A 21430-nucleotide genomic window follows, 5' to 3' on the forward strand; every position below is an offset into this window, starting at 1 on the left:
TTAGAGCCCAAAAAATAATCACTTTCCCATATCAGAAAAGTGATTATTCTGTAATTCACCCTACAAAATCCATATGATGAATTTTCAATTGTTGATTAGCACATCTATAACTCAACATTACGCATTCAAGAAATAAATTATACAGATGACAGAGCCATACTATAAAATTGGCTTTTGTCAGGCTGATCATTCTATAGAATTACAAACGATTTAAGTTAGATCTTTTAGGATAACCTCATTTTAAAGTCATCATAACCAAACTGCCTGATTATTCTAATTCCCCTCTCCGGGCTCCAGGCTGCTATGGCAGGTAATCCGATTCCGTTAAAAGTATTATTCTTAACCATGGAGTAATGAGCCATATCACAAAACACTAAAGTATCCCCGGGTTTTAACGCTTCTTTAAAAGAGTAATCTCCGATAACATCTCCGGCCAGGCAGGTCGGACCTCCAAGTCGGTAAGTAAAAGGATGTTCTCCAGGTTTTCCGGCATCAATCACTTCCGGGCGGTAAGGCATCTCAAGAACATCGGGCATATGGCAGGCTGCCGAAGTATCCAGTATAGCAATATCCATACCGTTTACCAAAGTATCCAAAACCTTTGTAACCAAAAAACCGGTATTCAGAGCCACCGCTTCACCAGGTTCTAAGTATACCTCTACCCCATATTTTTCTTTCATAAACCGTATGGAGTTGATTAAGGTATCAATATCATAATCCGGTCGCGTAATATGATGGCCTCCGCCAAAATTAAGCCATTTCATCTTGCTGATAAACTTGCCGAATTTTTTATCTACTACGTCTACCGTTCGCTCCAAAACATCGGAATTCTGTTCACACATCGTATGAAAATGAAGACCGTTTATTCCCTCTAAATTCTCCGTTTCCAAAAAATGCTCAAATTGGGACAGGGTTATACCAAATCTTGAGCCAGGAATACAAGGATTATATAAATCCGTTTCAATCTCAGAATATTCCGGATTGATTCGAAGCCCGCAATCTACTTTTTTACCCGAGGCTTCTATTACCGGATTAAATTTTTTATATTGGAAAAAGGAATTAAATACCATGTGGTCACAAAGAGATATGATTTCATCTATTTCATCTTCACGATAAGCAGGAGAAAATATATGTACTTCCCCCTTCATCTCTTCCCTGCCTAGTCTCGCTTCGTATAACGAACTGGCAGTCGTTCCCTGTAAATATTTCCCAACTAAAGAATATTCAGAATACATGGAGAAAGCTTTTTGTGCCAGTAGTATTTTACAGCCTGTGGCATCGGACACCTGTTTTAATACTTCCAGGTTTTTCTTTAAAAGGCTTTCGTCTACAATATAAATTGGTGTAGGTAGGTTTTTTACATCAAAATTCATGCTAACTCCTATCTGCGTAATCTACACGCATTAAATGCATTCAAGCTGTTGCAAAATCGACTAATTTATACTTAAGAAAAATTAGTGTTGTATTTGCAACAGCTTCTTTTTATCAGCTGCCTAAGCGGCATTTATTTAATCTACTAAACTCGGATTAAAATCCTCTTTCCAGGGAAGTCCCTGTTTATTTAATTGTTCCATAAACGGATCGGGATCAAACTCTTCCACATTAAATACACCGGGTTTTTTCCATTTACCGGTTAATACCATCATTGCTCCTATCATGGCAGGAACACCAGTGGTATAGGAAATAGCCTGAGAACCAACCTCTTTATAACATTCTTCATGATCACAAACATTATATACATAATAATTTTTAGGCTGGCCGTCTTTTGTTCCCTGATAGATACATCCGATATTGGTTTTTCCTTTGGTTCTTGGCCCAAGGGAAGCCGGATCCGGAAGCACTGCCTTTAAAAACTGAAGAGGTACAATCTGTTTTCCTTCGAATTCTATCGGCTCAATCGATGTCATACCAACATTCTCAAGTACTTTAAGATGGGTTAAATAACGTTCGGAAAAAGTCATCCAGAAACGAATCTTTTTAATTCCATTTATATTTAAAGCAAGAGATTCCATTTCCTCATGATGGAGCAGATACATATCCTTATCACCGATTTCAGGGAAATTATATACTCGTTTGATTGACATAGGTTCCGTTTCAATAAATTCACCGTTTTCAAAATAACTGCCGTTAGCAGTAACTTCACGAATATTAATCTCCGGATTAAAATTCGTTGCAAAAGGATATCCATGATCCCCTGCATTAGCATCCAAAATATCAATCTGTTTAATTTCATCAAAATAATGCTTCATGGCGTAAGCCGAAAATACACCGGTTACACCAGGGTCAAAACCGCAGCCTAATACTGCCGTAATACCGGCTTCCTTAAATTTCTCCCTATAAGCCCATTGCCAGCTATATTCAAATTTAGCGGTATCGATTGGTTCATAATTAGCCGTATCCAGATAATCTACCTTAGTGGCCAGGCAGGCATCCATAATAGTCAAATCCTGATAAGGAAGTGCCACATTAATTACAATGTCCGGCTTAAATTTATTAATTAAAGCAATGATTTCTTCGGTATTGTCTGCATCCAACTGTGCAGTCGATATTTTGGTTTTACCACCTTGTAATTTTTCTTTTAAAGTTTCACATTTCGATACGGTTCTGCTTGCTATTAAGATTTCCTCAAAAATATCCGGATTCTGACAGCATTTATGAACTACAACACTGGCTACGCCGCCAGCACCAATGATCAACGCTTTTCCCATGTATATTCCTCCTATTCATCTGTTCATTAAATCAGAATTCATAAATTTATATTCTAAAAATAACCTTTTAATACGATTCCAATTGTTCCTTTACATAATTTGGAATAGCAAAGGCACCTACATGTAAATCTGTATTATAATATTTGGTTTTTATTCCCAAGTTATTCCAATGCTTTGCATCCAGGTCTCCCACCGGATCATACTTCTTAGAAGCGAATCCAAACAGCCAATGTCCCGAGGGATAAGTCGGTATATGAGCCTGATATATCTTGGCTATAGGAAAAGTTTCTTTTATCCTCTGATGGGCACGTTTCATGGAAGCTGCATAGGACGAATAATACATACTTTCATGCTGGTTAACCAGGATTCCCTCTTCATTTAGAGCACGGTAACAATTACCGTAAAATTCTTTCGTAAAGAGTCCTTCCCCCGGACCGAAAGGATCCGTGGAATCAACAATAATCAGATCGTATTCCCTTTCCTTATGTCTTACAAATTTTAAACCATCTTCAAAAAAGAGGTGTACTCTTTCATTGGTAAGACTGTTAGCCGTAAAAGGTAAATACTCCTTGCATAACCTTACTACTTCTTCATCGATTTCCACCATATCAATATGAGTTATGGTATCATAGCGCAGTAATTCCCGAACCGTTCCGCCATCTCCTGCACCAATCACCAATACATTTTTAATATTAGGATTTGCAGCCATTGGAACATGGGTTATCATATCATGATAAATAAACTCATCCTTTTCCGTTACCATAAGATAACCGTCCAGAGTCAGAATTCTTCCGAATTCCCTGGATTCAAATATATCTATTCTTTGAAACTCACTCTGCTTACTGACTAACTGCCGGTCGATTTTAATAGAGAATCGTGCTTCTTCCGTATGATTCTCCGTGTACCATAAGTCCATTAATCTACCTCCACCACATTAATATTGTTAACAGCCATATCTTCTGTACCGGTGAGCAGGCAACCTTTTTCCTTGGCATATAGTATATAATTTACGATATCCTCCGTAATTTTCTCGCCTGGAGCAAGAATCGGTATTCCCGGTGGGTAACACATAACAAATTCCCCGCAGATTTTTCCAACTGATTTTTTGATAGGCAGTGATTTCTTGGAACTGTAAAATGCCTGCTGGGGTGCAAATACTACATCGGGATTAATATATTCATGGTCAAACATATCTGATTTATCATCTTTACCATATAATCGCTTAATTTCTGAAAGGGATGCTATTAAACGCTCAATTTCAAGTGCTCTGTCTCCGGCAGATATAATAGCAAGAAAATTGCTGATATCACCAAATTCTATCTGAATATCATACTCATCTCTTAACAGATCGTAAACCTCAATACCGGCAAGTCCTATGTTCCTGGTGTGTACGGATAACTTCGTCGGATCAAAATCGAATACGGCTTCTTTATCGATTAACTCTTTTCCAAAAGCATAATATCCGCCCAGTTTATTAATCTCGCCCCTGGCATATTCCGCTATTTCTACAGTTTTCCGAATCAATTCCTTACCGTGTAAACTAAGATTTTTCCTTGCTATATCAAGGGATACCAGTAACAGATAGGAACCGCTTGTAGTCTGGGTCAAATTAATAACCTGTCTTACATGATGGGGATTAACTCCATTTCCGCAAAGTAAAAAAGAACTCTGAGTAAGAGAACCCCCAGTTTTATGCATACTTACTGCTGCCATATCTGCTCCTGCCGCCATTGCAGAAACCGGCATGTCTTCACCGAAATAAAAATGGGTCCCATGAGCCTCATCTACAAGTACTTTTACCCCGTGCTCATGGGCAAATTCCACGATTCCTCTTAAGTCAGAGCATATACCATAATAGGTTGGATTATTCACTAAAATAGCTTTTGCATCGGGATTATTAAGAATAACTTCCTTAACATCGGACAAAGACATTCCTAAAGGGATTCCTAAATCCTTATTTACTCCCGGATTCACATACACAGGAATGGCACCGCAGACTACTAAAGCATTGATAGCACTCCGGTGCACATTTCTTGGCATAATAATCTTATCCCCTGCTTTACAGACGGACATAATCATCCCCTGTACAGAGGCTGTTGTTCCATTGACGATAAAAAATGCTGCCTTAGCACCAAATGCATCGGCTGCAATTTGTTCCGCTTCACGAATGACAGAAGTAGGATGGCAGAGGTTGTCCAGGGGTTTCATGGAATTAACGTCAACTTTCAGGCAGTTTTCACCTAAAAAATCAGTTAGTTCTTTATTTCCCCGGCCTCCTTTATGTCCTGGTACATCAAACGGAACAACCCTGTTTGACTTATGTCTTAACAGCGCTTCGTGAATCGGCGCTTTTTGTTGTAAAAGTAAATTCATATCTCTACCTCCACAACTAATATATATTCATGCCGCTGAATATCTCAATCATCTCTTTGCGTAAATTACTCGTTATTTCAAGCCTTTGCTTGGGCGGTAATTCATATACGTCAAGATTAAAAAGATAATTCTGCAGTTCTATTTCTTTAATCAGCATCTTGGTATGAAATATATTGGATTGATATACATTCACATCAATTGCATCGTATTTGGTTAAGGTAACATCATCGATATAATCCTGTATTGATGTTATATCATGGTCAATATAATATTTTTTGCCCTCAACATCTCTGGTAAAACCTCTGACTCTGTAATCAATCGTTATAATGTCAGAGTCGAAACTACCGATTAGATAATCCAGCGCGTTAAGTGGTGATATCTCACCGCAGGTAGATACATCAATATCTACACGAAAAGTGGAAATGGAGTTATCAGGATGATACTCCGGAAATGTATGCACTGTAACGTGACTTTTATCCAAATGGGCATGTACCGTATCTCTTAACTCAGAGTATTTTCCCTGGTTACAGGATTCATCAATATGCTCGGAAGATAAATCTCCTTCTGCTATTAAGATATTAACTGAGGCACCCTGAGGATCATAATCCTGTTTAGAAATATTTAGTATATGAGCTCCAATTGTTTGCGTTACATCGCATAAGATTTTTGTTAATCTTTCAGAATTATATTGTTCATCGATATAGGCAATATAATCCTTTTGTTCTCTCTCACTTTTTGCATAGCAAACATCATAGATGTTGAAGCTAAGTGTTTTTGTGAGGTTGTTAAAGCCATACAAAGTCAGCTTTTTTTCCAACCCTAACATCACAACCTTTCTAATTAATAATCGGGTTACATTGTAGCACGTTTAACCCTAAAAATCAATGGATATTTTTGATTTAACCCCATTAGTATCCCTGTATTTATTAAGGTTTTCTAAATTGGGTAATAAGTATCTGGGTTATCATTTTTTTGTTTACAACTCTATAGGATGAAAGTCAATGATATATAGCCACAATTTACTTATTCCAATGTTTATTATTACTGTTTATTATTACTGTTTCTCTTAAATATTATTTAATCTATGTTCATTACAAGGTTCGACATTGAGTTATTATAAATAATGAATTGCAAGAAAGATTCCATTGATTGTGTACTATCTCAGTAATAAATATAATTTTTACTGTTTACTCTTATTTAAAGTAGGAATATAATATGTTTATAAATCAGACCTTATTTTCAGTGAACTTATTGCTACTAGATTCTTGTATCTGATTAAAATATGGTTGCCTTTCGTTAATATCAATAGTAAGGAGCAAGTAATAAAACGTCATGAATATACCCAATAAATATAAAAAGTTGCTAATTGCAGTGGCTCTGGTAATCGTCGTAACCATAATTATTGCTGTAATTATATTTGCCGCAAGAAGCAGGAGAGACAATGGAGAAAAAGTGGCAAAAACTGTACTTACATTAACTTATGGTGCCACAGTAAAAGATTATGAATACCTGACCAACACACTAACTCAAAGTCTGAAAAATAATAAAATACTTTTTGATTATCTTCGCACGGTATATGGAGAACGATTAACCGAAAATGGCTATAAAATATTTCTTGATAACCGTATCCCTTCCATAGCGGCTAACACTGCCCATAAAGAAAATTCAGATTTAAAGTTGTCCACTATTAAATTAGAACCGAAAGATGCATTAGAGGGAAGTAAACGTTATGCTTTTACTATACAGGTCCAAACTGAAAAGGATGTTTCTAAAACAATTACTTTTAAAGGAAGTATCACATTGATACGGGAAAACGGTCACTGGAAAGTGGATGGCGTTTCTCCCAACTAACTATAGTAAACCGGTACTTAACTAAAGTTTCCGAAATACAGAGGAGCGGCTGAAAAACCAACCTATAAAGTTGATGTGCAGCCGCTCCTCAAATATTAATCTTCTTTTCTTCTTAAAAGGTCATTAATATCCAAATCCACACCAAAGTCTGCGAAGATTTTTTGTTTAGGATGAGGACAGTTTTCCATCTCATTTCCCTCTTCATCCGTAATCTTCTTGACGGTTACGATTAGATTTTTGCCGTCAGGTTTCATTACTTCGATTTCTTCTCCCACTGTGAATTTATTTCTCTGCTCCAGCTCATAAAGGCCTGATTCACTTTTGCCATTTATGATACCCAGATATGTGTATTCTTTAACATAGGTATTATTATCATAAATTTGGGCTTCTTCATTTGGTTTTCCGAAGAAAAATCCGGTTGTAAACTGCCTGTAAGTACATTTTGATATTTCTTCTTTATAGTAAGGTATATTTTTTTTATATAATTCCGGTGATTCAAAATAATCATCTATGGCTTTACGGTAGGTTCTGGCTACGGAAGCTACATAAAGTGCCGTTTTCATCCTGCCTTCTACTTTAAAACTGTCTATACCGGCCCTAACTAATTCAGGTATATATTCAATCATACATAAGTCTTTCGAGTTAAAGATATAGGTTCCTCTTTCGTTTTCTTCCACCGGCAGATATTCACCCGGCCTGGTTTCTTCAGTGAGGTAATATTTCCATCTGCAGGGATGAGTACAGGCTCCTCTGTTTGCATCTCTTCCGGTAAAATAATTACTTAATAAACATCTGCCGGAGTAAGCAATACACATGGCACCATGAACGAAGGTTTCAATTTCTAAATCATAGGGTATATTTTCACGAATTCCTTTTATTTCTTCTAAAGATAATTCTCTGGCAGAAACTACCCTGGATACTCCCATCCTGTGCCAGAAACGGTAGGTTCCATAATTGACGTTATTTGCCTGAGTACTGATATGAATATCAATCTCAGGAACAATCTCCTTTGCTATCTCAAATACTCCGGGATCTGATATGATTAAGGCATCCGGTTTGATTTCTTTTAGTTCTTCAAAGTAGCGGGTTACACCGGATAAATCCTCGTTATGTGCGGTAATATTAGCTGTTACATACACTTTTTTACCATAGGAATGAGCAAAATTGATTCCTTCCTTCATATCTTCCAAACTGAAATTTTTAGCCTTTGCCCTTAGTCCATACATTTCTCCACCGATATAGACTGCATCGGCTCCATATATAATTGCTGTTTTTAATACTTCCAGATTACTTGCCGGAATTAATAACTCGGGTTTCTTAATTCCAAAAGGTACTTCCTTCTTTTGGGTTTCTGTGTTAAATTTAAGCATCTGCTCATTGCAGGCTGCATTATTTTCTGTCATACTGCTCCTAACCTTTCTCTGATTGGTAGTACTGTTTTGTTTTTATATAGTTTCTATTATCATATATTTCTTTTCATATAGTTCATATTACAGATAATTCTTTTTCAGGTGATTCTTTTTCAGATAATTCTTATTCAGATAATTCTTATTCAGATAATTCTTATTCGTATAATCTTTATCTAAAACTCTTATTTTAATTTTGTACTGACTGTTACTCCGTCTCCTACCGGTATTACCGCTGTTTCCAGTTCCTCCATATGGGTTATGGTATAGAGATATTCCCTCATCCTTGTGTGTATGGTACGGTCCCTCCTGGTTATTCCGTATCGTGATTCTGCTACTGTTCCGTCCTGCAAGACGTTATCCGTTACTAATAGTCCGCCTTTTGCTAATAGTTTCATTATCTCAGGCAGAAAGTTCATATATTGTGCCTTTGCAGCATCTAAAAAAATAAAATCATACTCTGCTTTTCTCTTCATAGCCATTTTTTTTAATAATAATAGAGCATCACCCTCTAAAAGGGTTATCTTATCTTTCCTGGGAGCTGATGCTATGTTTTTTCTGGCTTTTACTAACCGCATTTCCACTTTTTCAATCGTGGTTATGTTACAATCTTCCGGCATGTATTCACTCATAAATAATGCCGAAAATCCCACTGCCGCTCCTATCTCCAGGATTTGACATGGATTTTTAACCGCCAGTAAAAACCTTAGGAAAGTTTGAGTCTCTTTCCTTATGATTGGGACCCCCTCTGTCAGCGCGGTCTTTTCCAACTCATATAGATAGGACGGCAATTCTTTCTCCAATGTATTAATATATGCGGTTATTCTCTCATCAACAATCATATAATTATTCCTTAATTTAATTAGGCGAACCAAAACAGCCAGCCTTGGTTCGCCTCTATTGTATTAATTATCTCCGGTAACGTCTGTATCATTTGTTACGTCAGAATCGTCAGTATCGCTTGAATTGTCCGTTTTTGACCTATCGTCTGCTGTACTTTTCCCATCCTTGTTACCACTTGTATCAGAATCTCCGTTATTGGTATCTGTCTCCTCTGATGACGGTACGGTAATGATGGCAAATATCTCATCATAAGTCATAGAAGTATTCAGGGCATAAGTACCCGGCATAATCGTATGCTTCTTAAGCTTTGCTTTTACATAAAACGAATATTTATTTACAATAATTCTGTTTAACTCCAGCTTACTGGCTACATTCATAGTTGATTCACCTTTGCTGATCTCAATCTCTATGTCGCGTCCAGGTTCTTCTGATACCGTTACTTGTCCAAATATCTGGTAACAGAAATCATAAGTAATTTTACTGGCTCTTGCAATTAAAATTACAACTATGGTATAAAACAAAATGTTCAATAACATCCGCAATATAAAGCTGGTTATTTTTAAAACTAGTTGTGCAGAAGTAGGCCTAGAAGTCATACTTACTATCTCCTTTTAAAATCAATTTACTTCCATGATAATAGGGAGTATCATAGGATTTCTCTTCGTTTTTTTCCATAAGTAATCGCTTAAAGAATCCTTAATTTCATTTTTCATCTTTCCCCAGTCTGCATTGTTTTTGCTAAGGCATTTATCCAGAGCATCGCTTACAACAATCCGGGCTTCATCCATCAAATTCTCAGATTCTCTGACATATACAAATCCGCGGGAAACAATATCCGGTCCGGATAGAATTTGGTTTGTATATTTTTCTAACGTTACCACTACAATTAATAATCCGTTCTCTGATAAATGCTGTCTGTCGCGAAGAACGATATTACCTACATCCCCAACGCCTAAACCATCTACAAATATACCCTGTGCGGGAACTTTACCAACCACACCGGCTTTCTGGTCTGAAACTTCTAAAACATCACCGGATGATATGATAAAGGTATTTTCTTTCGGAATTCCCATATTCTGTGCTAACTCAGCATGTTTCATTAAATGTCTGTACTCACCGTGAACCGGAATCGCATATTTCGGTTTGGTTAATGCATAAATAAGCTTAATCTCTTCCTGGCAGGCATGACCTGAAACATGTGTATCCTGGAAAATAACTTTAGCACCTTTCATGGATAAATCATTAATTACTTTAAATACCGGCTTCTCATTACCAGGAATAGGCGTAGAACTAAAAATTACTGTATCTCCCGGTTTAATCGAAATCTTTTTATGAATGGATGCTGCCATACGCGGCAGGGCTGCCATGGCTTCTCCCTGACTGCCGGTAGTTATTAAGACGATCTTCTCGTCCGGATAATTTTTCATTTGCTCAATATCTATCATAATATTATTAGGCATATTAATATATCCAAGTTCTGATGCCGTAGTAATGATATTTACCATACTTCTGCCTTCAATAACTACTTTTCTGCCGTATTTTTCGGCAGAGTTAATAATCTGCTGTACACGGTCGACATTAGATGCAAAAGTTGCAACGATAATTCGACTGCGAATACTTTCTGCAAATATATTATCAAAGGTTTTACCGACTGTCTTTTCAGAGGGGGTATACCCTGGTCTTTCTACATTAGTGCTATCACACATTAAAGCTAAGACACCTTTTTTACCTAGTTCACCAAATCTCTGCAAATCTATGGTACTTCCAAATACCGGTGTATAATCAACTTTAAAATCGCCGGTATGAACAATGATTCCGGCTGGGGTAAATATGGCTAATGCGGCTGCATCTGCAATACTATGGTTTGACCTTATAAATTCAATACGAAAACATCCTAAATTAATAGATTGGCCATATTTAATCACTTTTCTCTTTGTTGTTTTTAATAAATTATGCTCTTTTAATTTATTCTCAATAATGCCGATGGTTAATTTTGTAGCATAAATCGGTACATTAATATCTCTAAGAATATAGGGCAAAGCACCAATATGATCTTCATGCCCGTGGGTAATTACAAATCCTTTTACCTTGCTGATATTGTCTTTTAAATAAGTTACATCCGGTATTACCAGATCAATTCCAAGCATATCATCTTCCGGAAAGGACAAACCGCAATCGACAACAATAATACTGTCTTCATATTCGAATGCTGTAATATTCATTCCTATCTGTTCTAATCCACCTAAAGGTATAATTTTTACACCCTTTACATCTGTTAAATTTTCTTTCAAACAATGCACCTCCAATAGTTAGTTTATGTATTATTGACCATTATATTTAAAGTGCACTCCATATTTAATTAGATCCGATTTCAATTCTTATCACGTTTTTCCTGAATTGCTTTACGACAAGCCTTGCAATATCCGAACATTTTTACCTCATGGTCTACTACTTCAAAATCCATAGCTTCTTGAATTCTCTGTTCCAGGGTTTCTAATAAATCACCTTGAAAGGTAAAAACATTTCCGCAATTTAAGCAAATCAAATGATGATGATGGTGGGCAGTATCTTCACATCCTTGACTTCCGATTTCATAACGAATAAAACCATCACCCAAATTTAGCTTATCGATAAGGTTTAACTCTGCCAATAATTGAATTGTCCTATATACGGTAGCTAACCCGATATCCGGGTTTTTTACTCTCACACATTCATATATTTCCTCAGCAGTTAAATGCTTATCCGGTCTGTTTTCCAAAGCTTCAAGAATATCTATTCTTTGTGTTGTTACCTTAAGTCCATTTTGTTTTAATAAAGTTTTGAATCGATCCTGTTTGTCAGGCATGCATATCACCTTCCTGATTTTATAACAGCTGTTATAAAATCCATGAAATCAATAAATCTAATTAAATAATTCGCACTTTTATATCTTTTTCATTTTATTATTTATTCTTTAATATATTATATGTTATATCTTATTGTGTTAAATTTTATACCAATTTGACATTTTTTGACATTTTTATATTTGTCATTACTATTTCAAGTATTAAACTTTAACCATTTAATATTTTAAGTATTCATTTTATATTTTTATAACTATTTTAAACTTTTATATTACGCTCATTTGATCTTTGTTAAAGTTTTTCTATGTCTCTATATCGACATCTTCTAATAATTCTTCAAATATTTTTGCAATAGACTCTAATTCACTCTCATCTTCAACAATATCATACAGGGCAGATTCATCCTCATCCTTAGATAAATCTTTTAATATATAAGCAGTTCCTTCCTCATCTTCCTTCTCTGAATCCGTAACTAAAAGATAAGTGATTCCATTTAATTTTGTCTGTTCTAAAACGCAGAATTCGACTTGTTCATTATCTTCTGTTGTAAAAATAACTTTATTTTTCTGCTCTTCCATTACAATTCTCCTGTATCTATCCTGTTTCCTTGATTTTCTTTTCTCTGATTACTCAAAAAATCCAGATACCCCTGTAAAATTAATACCGCTGCCAACTTATCTACTACCTTACCTCGTTCTTCTCGTCTGACATCACCTAAGATTAAAGTCTGATGAGCTGCTACCGTAGTCAGTCTTTCATCCCACAATACTACTAAAAGCCCGGTTCTCTTACGTAAAACCTCTGCAAATTCTTCAGACTTTACAGCGCGCTCACCAATGGTATTATTCATATTCTTTGGGTATCCAAGTACGATTCGTTCAACAGCATATTCTTTGATGAGTTCATCAATTCTTGCCAGCGTCTGCCGCAATTTCGTCTCATGTTTCCTTTGGATTGTCTCAATTCCCTGGGCAGTTATTAATAATTCATCACTTATCGCTACACCTACAGTGACGGAACCGTAATCCAGTCCCATAATCCTCATGTTTCCTCCTAAATATCTGAATCGATAAAATAATGTAACTATTCCGCCGCCTCGGTATATTCGAAGAACCTTTAATTGCTCAGCACAAAAACTACTTTTGCATGTTTGGCCCATTAATTCATAATAGAGGCATCGATAAAACAGTAACAAAATCATGAAACAATAGGATTACCCGAATTGTATCGATTCATACCGGCTTAAAACATTCCTTACGTGAATCTGATGACTGAAAGTTTTTTTGCTAACTATCCATCCTGGTTTTCTTCTTGCTCAATCTATCTATTAATTCAAATTGTGTTTAATATAATCATTTAATAGTTCTTCTAAAATTTCGTCTCTCTCAACCTTCATAATCATACTTCTGGCGCCCTTATGGTTGGTTATGTAGGTTGGATCACCTGACATGACGTATCCAACGATTTGATTAACCGGATTATATCCCTTTTCTGTCATCGCTGCAAAAACAGCAGAAATTATTTCTCTTACTGAAATTTCATTTTCTTTCTGTACTTTGAAATATTGTGTATTGTTAAAATCCTGCATAACATCACGTCCTTTATCTTTCTATCTATATCTTTAATGAATATTTTGCCATTGCGAAATAAGAATGAATTCGAATTTTCACGATCTATTATATATATATTAATATAAAACCTCAGAAATTTCAATCCATTATTTCACAGAACATAATATCTTTATTAAGAAATCCGGAAACTCTCCCCTTTATCATTTGATTCGTTAAATCCTTATCGGAAGTAACAGCTAATTTCATATATCTTTCGTTATGACCCATTTGATAAGTCTTACCATCAACAGTAATTGTCTCTTCTATTAAGATATTCTCTGTTTTATCTAAAAATAAAGATCGGTATTCCTTAGCCATCACTTCTTCCAGCTTTATAAGTGCATTACTTCTATCCGTCTTAATTTCATCTCTTACCTGATTTGGCATTCGTTCAGCGGCAGTACCTTTCCTGATGGAAAACTTGAAGATGTGCATTTGTGCAAAAGATACTTTTTTTAAGAACTCTTTTGTACAAGTAAATTCTTCTTCTGTTTCACCCGGAAAACCTACTATAACATCTGTAGTAATTGCCGGGTTAGTGAAATATTTACGTAAAAGCAAACATTTCTCATAATACTCCTTTGCAGCGTACTTTCTATTCATACGTTTCAGAGTGGCATCACAACCGCTTTGAAGGGAAAGATGAAAATGCGGACAGATTTTAGTATTATCAGATAGAGTCTCGGCAAATTCCTCCGTAATTATTCTTGGTTCCAATGAACCCAAGCGAATTCTTTTTAAGCCGTCTATTTTACTTAAATTAACAATTAATTGTAGTAGCTGGTTTTCTTTTTCTAAATCAATACCATAGGAAGAAAGATGTATACCAGTTAGTACAATCTCTTTATAACCTTTTAAAACTAAATTTTCGACTTCCTTTATGATAGATTTTTCTTCCCTGCTGCGTACCCGTCCTCTTGCATAAGGAATAATACAATAAGAGCAGAACTGATTACATCCATCCTGTATCTTAATATAAGCTCTGGTTTTTTCCGACACCGATTCGATACTTAGATCTTCATACTCTGTTTCTGCGGCTATATCGATTACATTATCCTTTAACGTAGCAGTAAAGCGCTTTTCCTTATCTAGTTCTGCATTTATATGTGATTTCTCTATATCAATGTTGTATTCTAAATCCTCTTCTTTTTCATCTGATTTATTATTTCTGTTTCTTTCGTAATATTCATCCAGTATATGGATGATATCTTTCTTTTTATTGTTTCCGATAACAACATCAATTGCTTCATCCTGTTCTAAGATTTCCTCTGCTGTCTGTACATAACAGCCAACAGCAACCACTACCGCATCCTCATTCATTTTCCTTGCTTTATGAAGCATTTGCCTGGATTTTCTGTCTGCAATATTGGTTACTGTACAGGTATTTACAACATACACATCAGAATGCTGGTTAAAATCAACAGTCCTGTACCCTGCATCTTCAAAAATCTTTTGCATTGCTTCCGTTTCATAAGAATTTACCTTACATCCTAATGTCAGAAAAGCAACTGATTTACAATTTGGATCTTGTCTTTTATTTATGTTCATTTGAATCCTTTCTAAACTTCTTTACATTTGGTTCTTAATTACATTTTACATATTTTTACTAATATTTTTATTACTTTTGCATATATTTATAAAGGTCAGCGATACTAGATTGAAATAAAAAACCTTGATAAATCATATTTTGGTGAAATGTGTCCTAGTTATCCGCTTTTTTTATTTACTTTGTATATTGACTTTTAAATTGCTAAAATGTAGTATATACTTGTAGTTAAGATAGTTTTACTATCCTATAAAAATCTATGTAAAAGGAGGAGTTACAATGAAAACAGTAAAAATCTCTCTCAATTCAATTGATAAGGTTAAATCCTTTGTAAATGACGTAACTAAATTTGATTCCGATTTTGATTTAGTTTCCGGTAGATATGTAATCGATGCCAAATCAATCATGGGTATTTTTAGTTTGGATTTATCTAAACCTATTGATTTAAATATCCATAGTGAAGATAACGTTGATAAAATTCTTAGTATTTTGAAACCTTATATTGTTGAATAAGGTAAATTGAATAAAGAAGGTTTTAAACTTACTTATGGGGGATACTTATGTATCCTCTTTTTAGCAGCAAGTGAACAATCATTAGGCGAACCCTGATTGTTCACTTGCTGCAGCTTTAGTACTATTGAACGAAAACGATTTCTCTGTTATCCATAGCTGTTTTAACCATTTCCTCAATATTTTCTTCCAGACTACGTTCGGAATGTCGAATAACTTTTAAACTGGGTTTTGTAACAGGGTGCTTTGCAACAAATATAGTACAGCAATCCTCGAACGGTAATATAGATGTTTCATACGTATTGATTCTCTCCGCTATATCTACGATATCCTGTTTATCAAAGGCTATTAACGGTCGGTATACCGGCAGCTTACATACTTCATTGGTTGAAGCTAAGCTGTGAAGCGTCTGGCTTGCTACCTGTCCGATACTTTCTCCGGTAATTAAACCAAGGCAGCCTGATTCTTCTGCTATTTTCTCTGCAATACGCATCATATATCTGCGCATAATAATCGTCAGTTCTTCGTGAGGACATTTTTCATAGATATAAAGCTGTATTTCTGTGAAATTAATCACATTAAGTTTAATTGGTCCTGTATATTTGGATATGAGTTTCGCCAGGTCTACTACCTTTTGTTTTGCTCTTTCGCTGGTATAAGGGGGAGCATGAAAATAAACCGCATCGATGGTTACACCTCGTTTGGCTATCATATATCCTGCAACCGGACTGTCAATACCGCCGGACAGCAAAAGCATTGCTTTTCCGTTAGTACCCACCGGCATTCCTCCGGGTCCCATAATAACCTCAGAATACACATAGGATCGATTCCTTACCTCCACCATGATTCGTACAGAGGGATTGTGTACATCCACTTTCATTTCCGGAAAACGGCGCAGTAAATAGGCCCCCATATCAGCACAGATTTCCGGTGAAGTTCTGGGATAATTCTTATCACTGCGTTTTGCTTCCATCTTAAAAGTAAAATTTTTATCCGGATATCTTTGTTCTACATAATCACCCACTGCCTGTGTTAACGGTTCCCATTCTATGGTATCTATAATCATCACCGGACAGATCTGAGCTATTCCAAATACACTCTGTAGAGCTTCTACAGTCTCTTCGTAATCATATTCCTCCGGGCATTCAATATAGATTCTTCCCTGTTCTTTGGTTACAAGATAATCACCAAGATTACGAACGGAATTTTTAATCTGATCTCTTAAAGCGTTCTCAAATATATATCGGTTTTTTCCTTTTATACCTATTTCTGCATACTTAATTAAAAATGCTTTATACATGCTTTATCCTCTCTTAGTGACCTTTAGTCACAATTTAATGCCTGCTGTATTTTCTTAAAACCGGTACCAGCTCATTTAATATGTTAATGGCATACTCAATATCTTCCATAGTCGTAAAAACAGAAAAACTAAACCTCAGGGTAGAATCTAACAAATTCTCCTTAAGTCCGATTGCTTTCAGTGTTCCGCTTAAACTTGGATGATTGGATGCACAAGCAGAGCCTGAAGAAACATAAATTCCTTTACTCTCTAATGCATGTAATAAAACTTCACTTCGAATTCCATCAAAACTTACGCTTACGATATGGGGAGCTGAATCAGTTAGGGTATTGCCAATACAATTAACAGTTACACCCTCTATCTGTTTGACTCCCTCTATGAATGTCTTTTTTAACTGGTATAGAGTTTCTCTTTTTTGTTCATGGTTTTCATATATATCAGAAACAGCCTGTCCGATTCCTGCAATTGCCGGTACATTTTCCGTACCGGATCGCATTCCTTTTTGCTGACCGCCGCCGAATAATATTGGTTTAATTTTTATCTTATCCCGGACATACAATACTCCGCTGCCTTTTGGCCCATGGATTTTATGACCGCTTACGGACAGTAGATCGATGCCCTCCCTTCTCGGATAGATTCTATATTTACCAAATGCCTGAATTGCATCTACATGTAATAAGACCTTGGGATTTTTCTCTTTTATTCGTTTGGAGATTTCACTAATATTTTGTACCGATCCAATTTCATTATTCACATACATTACCGAAACCAGTATCGTATCATCACAAACCGCATTTAAAAGTTCCTCCATGATAACGTTACCATTCTGATCTACCGGTATATAGGATACCCGATATCCATTTTCTTCCAGAAAAAAAAGAGGATTATGTATGGACGGATGCTCTATCTTTGTAGTTATAATATGATTACCGCTGCGCTTATACCCATAAGCGGTACCAATCACAGCCATATTATTGGATTCCGTACCACCGGATGTAAATATGATCTCTTTGGAATCTACTTTCAAACTTTTAGCGATGATCTCTCTTGCATTTTTTATATATTTTTCTGCATCAATTCCTTTTTGGTGCATAGAAGATGGATTGCCATAATCTACACCCAAAGTTTCCATCATTATATTTTTAACTGAATCAAATACCCTGGTAGTTGCGGCATTGTCCAAATAAACTTCCATTTTTTCTCCGTTTCTGCGCAGGAATTTGCGAATTATCTTGCGCTTTCCAACTGCAGCATTAACATGGCTAAAACAGCCAATCCGGCTGTTTCCGTACGCAATATTCTTCTACCCAAGGTAATTGGAATTATCCCGGCGTTCCTAGCCTGTTCAATTTCCTGTTCCTCAAAACCACCCTCAGGCCCGATAAAAATACCTACCGAGTGATTACTTTTAATACTTTCTATTATTTTCCTTGTATTGGTAATATCGTCTGCTTTTTCATAGGGAATCACCTTACAATCCAGGTTTTTTGCATACGAAACAGCTTCTTTCATTGTGAAAGTGTCCGTTACTTTAGGTATGATACCGCGTCCTGACTGTTTTGCAGCACTGGCAGAAATCGACTGCCAACGTTCTAACTTTTTTAATTCTTTTCTCTTATCTTCCAATTTCACAACGGTTCTTTTGGTCATTACCGGAATTATCTCGTAAACTCCTAATTCCACAGCTTTCTGTATAATTAACTCCATCTTGTCTTTTTTGGGTATCCCCTGAAAAAGATAAAGTTTACCCCCTAATTCCGTATCGGTATCAATTACTTCTTGAATTTCTGTCGTAATCTGACTGCCGGATTCATCCTTTATTATACAATAAAAGTCTTTTCCCTGTCCATTGCAGATAATTATTTTATCACCGGGTGTCATTCGCAGCACATTTTTAATGTGATTCACATCGGACCCTGTTATATTTATATTAATTTCACCGATCTGGTTCGGTTCTACATAAAAGCGGTACATAAACGCACCAAACCTTTCTATTTATACTTACTATTATAACATTTCACATCTGTTATTTCTGTGCTACGATGGATACCCAGTCTCCCATTTCATTTATTTCAAGGATTTTAAATCCGTTCTTTAAGATAGCTTCTTTAACCTGCTCTTTTTTTGTATTTATAATACCGGAACTTATAAATATTCCGTCCGGTTTCATATGCTGACCGATGACAGCCGACAACGGTATGATTATATCAGCTAAAATATTAGCTACTGCCATATCATAACAATCAAAACCCACTTCCTGCTGCATCGTTGTATCCGTTATAATATCACCGCTAATAATCTTTACTGTTTCACCTGTAACATGATTTACTTCTGCATTTTCGATTGCAGCGTTTACAGCATTAGGATCAATATCCGTACCAAGTACATGTTTTGCACCTAATTTAGCTCCGATGATAGAAAGGATTCCGCTGCCGCATCCAACATCCAATAAACTGATTCCGTCTTTTATATATTTCTTGATTCCGAGGATACATAACTTGGTAGTCTCATGGGAACCTGTTCCAAAAGCGGTGCCCGGATCAATTTCAATCACCAGATCCGTGTCTTTCACATTCTCTAATTTTTCCCAGGTAGGTTTAATCACAATGGTATCATCTATACGAAATGGTTTAAAATATGCTTTCCAATTATTAATCCAATCCAGATCCTCTGTTTCTGATATTTCAATTAAACCACTGCCTATATCCATAAAGACGGATAATTCTCTCATACCTGATTGAATTTTATCCATCATACCCTGAATATCTTCATTTTCCTCCAGATAAAAACTGATTAAAGCCGTTTTATCCTCCGTATTTAATTCCGGAAGGATATCGATAAACATGGCTTTCTTTTCATTTTCCGTTATAGGCACATTATCAATAATTTCAATACCCTCAATTCCTAATTCACTAAGCATATTACTTACCAGATCCACAGCATCCGCCATAGTCGATAAGGTTAATTTCGTCCATTTCATTGTTTTTCCCATTGAATACTCATAACAAATTGAAAGAATTTGTATGGTGTTCCTTTCCCTGATAATTTTCTTTCAATATACAGTTTAATTAAAATATTTTTAATGCCTGTTTTAATTGCAGCATATTACTTTAGTCACTGCAATCTTACTTCCAGAACTTCTTTTTGCCTTTTTCTCTCTCTTTTTCCGGTTCAGGTGAATCAGTATCGCCTTTTTTCATTGCTATATCATATTTTTCCAAAGCATCTTTTTGCTCACCAGTGAGTTTAGTTGGCACCTGTACTACCAGAGTAACATAATGATCCCCTCTGATTTGTTTATTACGTAAGGTAGGCACACCTTTTCCTTTTAATCTTACTTTCGTATCTGTCTGTGTACCCGGTTTTACCGTATATAAAACATCTCCGTCAACGGTACTGATTCTCACATCTCCGCCTAAAGCAGCCTGAACGAAAGATATCGGCGCAGTTGAATAGATATCATAATCCTGTCTCTGGAAAATAGGATGTCTGCTAACGCTCACTTCTACCAAAAGGTCACCTCTTTCACCGCCATTGGTTCCAGGTTCCCCTTTTTCACGTATACGAATGCTTTGCCCGTTATCAATTCCTGCCGGGATGGATACCTGAATTTTCTTTCTTCTGCTCACATAACCGGATCCATAACAATCCGGGCATTTATCTTTTATCACCTTACCGGTACCGTTACAATCCGGGCAGGTCTGCACATTACGTACCATTCCAAATAAAGACTGCTGGGTATATACAACCTGGCCTTTTCCGCCGCATTTTTTACAGGTTTCTGTACTGGTACCCGGTTTAGCTCCAGTACCGTTGCATGTAGTACATTCCTCTTTTAAATTTAGTTCCAATTCCTTATCTACGCCGGTTACAGCTTCCTGGAATGTTATCCTTACACCGGTACGTACATTAGGTCCTTTCATTGGTCCATTACTTGTCCGTCTGGTCCTGCCGCCGAATAAATCTCCGAAGATATCTCCAAAGATATCTCCCATATCCATACTGTTAAAATCAAATCCGCCTGCACCGCCTGCGCCCCCGTCAAAAGCGGAATGTCCGAACTGATCGTATTGTCTCCTCTTATCGGCATCACTTAATATGGCATATGCCTCTGATGCCTCTTTAAACTTTGCCTCTGCATCTTTATCACCGGGATTGGCATCCGGGTGGTATTTTTTAGCTAACTGTCTGTATGCTTTCTTTATATCATCCTCTGACGCTGACCTGGATATCCCCAAGACCTCGTAATAATCACGTTTATCTGCCATGCTCTAGTCCATCCTCCTTATTATGCAACTATTTAACTTGTGACATAATGTCACCGGTTTTTATGAACTTATTTCTTTATATCGACAAATAGGCAGTCGCTAGACCGCCTATTTGTTGCTGTTACGGGACGACCCATAACCTTTATACTGATTCTTCGATTCGACAAGTCAA

Annotated in this window: 21 protein-coding genes; 2 read left to right on the forward strand and 19 right to left on the reverse strand. The window is 36.2% G+C overall.

The features are described from left to right. Positions 1-224 precede the first annotated feature (224 nt). The 5 genes from nspC to speD all read right to left on the reverse strand — a co-directional run bounded on the left by nspC (position 225) and on the right by speD (position 5898). Positions 225-1373, reverse strand: coding sequence for a carboxynorspermidine decarboxylase (gene nspC, locus RBU59_RS03540; protein WP_308146506.1), 1149 nt, complete (start codon positions 1371-1373; stop codon positions 225-227). 135 nt (positions 1374-1508) lie between these two features. Then, positions 1509-2708 (reverse strand): saccharopine dehydrogenase family protein, encoded by a 1200-nt coding sequence (locus RBU59_RS03545; RefSeq protein WP_308146507.1) that lies wholly within the window; start codon positions 2706-2708, stop codon positions 1509-1511. 67 nt (positions 2709-2775) lie between these two features. Beyond that, entirely contained in the window at positions 2776-3624 is an 849-nt protein-coding gene (speE, locus tag RBU59_RS03550) for a polyamine aminopropyltransferase (RefSeq protein WP_308146508.1), read from the reverse strand. Continuing rightward, positions 3624-5081: an aminotransferase class I/II-fold pyridoxal phosphate-dependent enzyme gene (locus tag RBU59_RS03555; RefSeq protein WP_308146509.1), complete on the reverse strand. Its 1458-nt coding sequence runs from the start codon at positions 5079-5081 to the stop codon at positions 3624-3626. The genes speE and RBU59_RS03555 overlap by 1 nt, the downstream gene beginning before the upstream one ends. 16 nt (positions 5082-5097) lie before the next feature. Beyond that, positions 5098-5898, reverse strand: a complete 801-nt coding sequence (gene speD / locus RBU59_RS03560; RefSeq protein WP_334307748.1) for an adenosylmethionine decarboxylase — start codon at positions 5896-5898, stop codon at positions 5098-5100. Positions 5899-6413: 515 nt separating this feature from the next. Here speD and RBU59_RS03565 point away from each other — a divergent pair. Beyond that, positions 6414-6932, forward strand: coding sequence for a hypothetical protein (locus RBU59_RS03565; protein ID WP_308146511.1), 519 nt, complete (start codon positions 6414-6416; stop codon positions 6930-6932). 95 nt (positions 6933-7027) lie between these two features. Here RBU59_RS03565 and RBU59_RS03570 read toward each other — a convergent pair whose 3' ends face one another. The 9 genes from RBU59_RS03570 to mtaB all read right to left on the reverse strand — a co-directional run bounded on the left by RBU59_RS03570 (position 7028) and on the right by mtaB (position 15182). After that, positions 7028-8254, reverse strand: a complete 1227-nt coding sequence (locus tag RBU59_RS03570) for a peptidase U32 family protein (protein WP_308148535.1) — start codon at positions 8252-8254, stop codon at positions 7028-7030. A gap of 269 nt (positions 8255-8523) precedes the next feature. Continuing rightward, a complete protein-coding gene (locus tag RBU59_RS03575; protein ID WP_308148536.1) occupies positions 8524-9201 on the reverse strand; it encodes an O-methyltransferase in 678 nt (225 codons plus the stop codon). 42 nt (positions 9202-9243) lie between these two features. After that, positions 9244-9777, reverse strand: coding sequence for an endolytic transglycosylase MltG (locus tag RBU59_RS03580; protein ID WP_308146512.1), 534 nt, complete (start codon positions 9775-9777; stop codon positions 9244-9246). A gap of 21 nt (positions 9778-9798) precedes the next feature. Beyond that, complete coding sequence (locus RBU59_RS03585) at positions 9799-11472, reverse strand: ribonuclease J (protein WP_308146513.1); 1674 nt, start codon at positions 11470-11472, stop codon at positions 9799-9801. An 80-nt stretch (positions 11473-11552) separates the two neighbouring features. Beyond that, positions 11553-12026, reverse strand: coding sequence for a Fur family transcriptional regulator (locus RBU59_RS03590; RefSeq protein ID WP_308146514.1), 474 nt, complete (start codon positions 12024-12026; stop codon positions 11553-11555). 300 nt (positions 12027-12326) lie between these two features. Further along, complete coding sequence (locus RBU59_RS03595; protein WP_308146515.1) at positions 12327-12602, reverse strand: DUF1292 domain-containing protein; 276 nt, start codon at positions 12600-12602, stop codon at positions 12327-12329. Then, positions 12602-13069, reverse strand: a complete 468-nt coding sequence (gene ruvX / locus RBU59_RS03600) for a Holliday junction resolvase RuvX (RefSeq protein ID WP_308146516.1) — start codon at positions 13067-13069, stop codon at positions 12602-12604. Before ruvX ends, RBU59_RS03595 begins: the two co-directional genes overlap by 1 nt. A gap of 282 nt (positions 13070-13351) precedes the next feature. Next, positions 13352-13612 carry an IreB family regulatory phosphoprotein gene (locus RBU59_RS03605; RefSeq protein ID WP_308146517.1) on the reverse strand — a complete coding sequence of 87 codons (261 nt, stop codon included), beginning with the start codon at positions 13610-13612 and terminating at the stop codon, positions 13352-13354. A 121-nt stretch (positions 13613-13733) separates the two neighbouring features. Continuing rightward, positions 13734-15182, reverse strand: a complete 1449-nt coding sequence (mtaB, locus tag RBU59_RS03610; protein WP_308146518.1) for a tRNA (N(6)-L-threonylcarbamoyladenosine(37)-C(2))-methylthiotransferase MtaB — start codon at positions 15180-15182, stop codon at positions 13734-13736. Between the two features lie 277 nt (positions 15183-15459). Here mtaB and RBU59_RS03615 point away from each other — a divergent pair, with 277 nt between their 5' ends. Continuing rightward, positions 15460-15693: an HPr family phosphocarrier protein gene (locus RBU59_RS03615; protein WP_161838760.1), complete on the forward strand. Its 234-nt coding sequence runs from the start codon at positions 15460-15462 to the stop codon at positions 15691-15693. Between the two features lie 121 nt (positions 15694-15814). On the opposite strand, the gene thiI is transcribed toward RBU59_RS03615, so the two are convergent. From thiI to dnaJ, 5 genes are all read right to left on the reverse strand, one after another. Further along, positions 15815-16990 (reverse strand): tRNA uracil 4-sulfurtransferase ThiI, encoded by a 1176-nt coding sequence (gene thiI, locus RBU59_RS03620; RefSeq protein WP_308146519.1) that lies wholly within the window; start codon positions 16988-16990, stop codon positions 15815-15817. 34 nt (positions 16991-17024) lie between these two features. After that, complete coding sequence (locus RBU59_RS03625) at positions 17025-18185, reverse strand: cysteine desulfurase family protein (RefSeq protein ID WP_308146520.1); 1161 nt, start codon at positions 18183-18185, stop codon at positions 17025-17027. A 32-nt stretch (positions 18186-18217) separates the two neighbouring features. Then, positions 18218-18964 (reverse strand): 16S rRNA (uracil(1498)-N(3))-methyltransferase, encoded by a 747-nt coding sequence (locus RBU59_RS03630; RefSeq protein ID WP_308146521.1) that lies wholly within the window; start codon positions 18962-18964, stop codon positions 18218-18220. A gap of 52 nt (positions 18965-19016) precedes the next feature. Then, on the reverse strand, positions 19017-19970 hold the full coding sequence (gene prmA / locus RBU59_RS03635; protein WP_308148537.1) for a 50S ribosomal protein L11 methyltransferase: 954 nt from the start codon (positions 19968-19970) through the stop codon (positions 19017-19019). A gap of 145 nt (positions 19971-20115) precedes the next feature. Continuing rightward, a complete protein-coding gene (dnaJ, locus tag RBU59_RS03640; RefSeq protein WP_308146522.1) occupies positions 20116-21258 on the reverse strand; it encodes a molecular chaperone DnaJ in 1143 nt (380 codons plus the stop codon). Positions 21259-21430 lie beyond the last annotated feature (172 nt).

Origin of the sequence: Anaerocolumna sp. MB42-C2, assembly GCF_030913705.1 — a bacterium.
Classification (GTDB): Bacteria; Bacillota; Clostridia; order Lachnospirales; family Lachnospiraceae; genus Anaerocolumna.

Excerpts from the sequence above, each read along its gene's own strand:
- RBU59_RS03580 (WP_308146512.1), bottom strand. The coding sequence starts at position 9,777 with ATGACTTCTAGGCCTACTTCTGCACAACTAGTTTTAAAAATAACCAGC.
- RBU59_RS03630 (WP_308146521.1), bottom strand. The coding sequence starts at position 18,964 with ATGTACCGCTTTTATGTAGAACCGAACCAGATCGGTGAAATTAATATA.
- RBU59_RS03595 (WP_308146515.1), bottom strand. The coding sequence starts at position 12,602 with ATGGAAGAGCAGAAAAATAAAGTTATTTTTACAACAGAAGATAATGAA.
- mtaB (WP_308146518.1), bottom strand. The coding sequence starts at position 15,182 with ATGAACATAAATAAAAGACAAGATCCAAATTGTAAATCAGTTGCTTTT.
- thiI (WP_308146519.1), bottom strand. The coding sequence starts at position 16,990 with ATGTATAAAGCATTTTTAATTAAGTATGCAGAAATAGGTATAAAAGGA.
- RBU59_RS03555 (WP_308146509.1), bottom strand. The coding sequence starts at position 5,081 with ATGAATTTACTTTTACAACAAAAAGCGCCGATTCACGAAGCGCTGTTA.
- speE (WP_308146508.1), bottom strand. The coding sequence starts at position 3,624 with ATGGACTTATGGTACACGGAGAATCATACGGAAGAAGCACGATTCTCT.
- RBU59_RS03625 (WP_308146520.1), bottom strand. The coding sequence starts at position 18,185 with ATGGAAGTTTATTTGGACAATGCCGCAACTACCAGGGTATTTGATTCA.
- dnaJ (WP_308146522.1), bottom strand. The coding sequence starts at position 21,258 with ATGGCAGATAAACGTGATTATTACGAGGTCTTGGGGATATCCAGGTCA.
- RBU59_RS03605 (WP_308146517.1), bottom strand. The coding sequence starts at position 13,612 with ATGCAGGATTTTAACAATACACAATATTTCAAAGTACAGAAAGAAAAT.
- RBU59_RS03545 (WP_308146507.1), bottom strand. The coding sequence starts at position 2,708 with ATGGGAAAAGCGTTGATCATTGGTGCTGGCGGCGTAGCCAGTGTTGTA.
- RBU59_RS03590 (WP_308146514.1), bottom strand. The coding sequence starts at position 12,026 with ATGCCTGACAAACAGGATCGATTCAAAACTTTATTAAAACAAAATGGA.
- nspC (WP_308146506.1), bottom strand. The coding sequence starts at position 1,373 with ATGAATTTTGATGTAAAAAACCTACCTACACCAATTTATATTGTAGAC.
- RBU59_RS03615 (WP_161838760.1), top strand. The coding sequence starts at position 15,460 with ATGAAAACAGTAAAAATCTCTCTCAATTCAATTGATAAGGTTAAATCC.
- prmA (WP_308148537.1), bottom strand. The coding sequence starts at position 19,970 with ATGAAATGGACGAAATTAACCTTATCGACTATGGCGGATGCTGTGGAT.
- ruvX (WP_308146516.1), bottom strand. The coding sequence starts at position 13,069 with ATGAGGATTATGGGACTGGATTACGGTTCCGTCACTGTAGGTGTAGCG.
- RBU59_RS03565 (WP_308146511.1), top strand. The coding sequence starts at position 6,414 with ATGAATATACCCAATAAATATAAAAAGTTGCTAATTGCAGTGGCTCTG.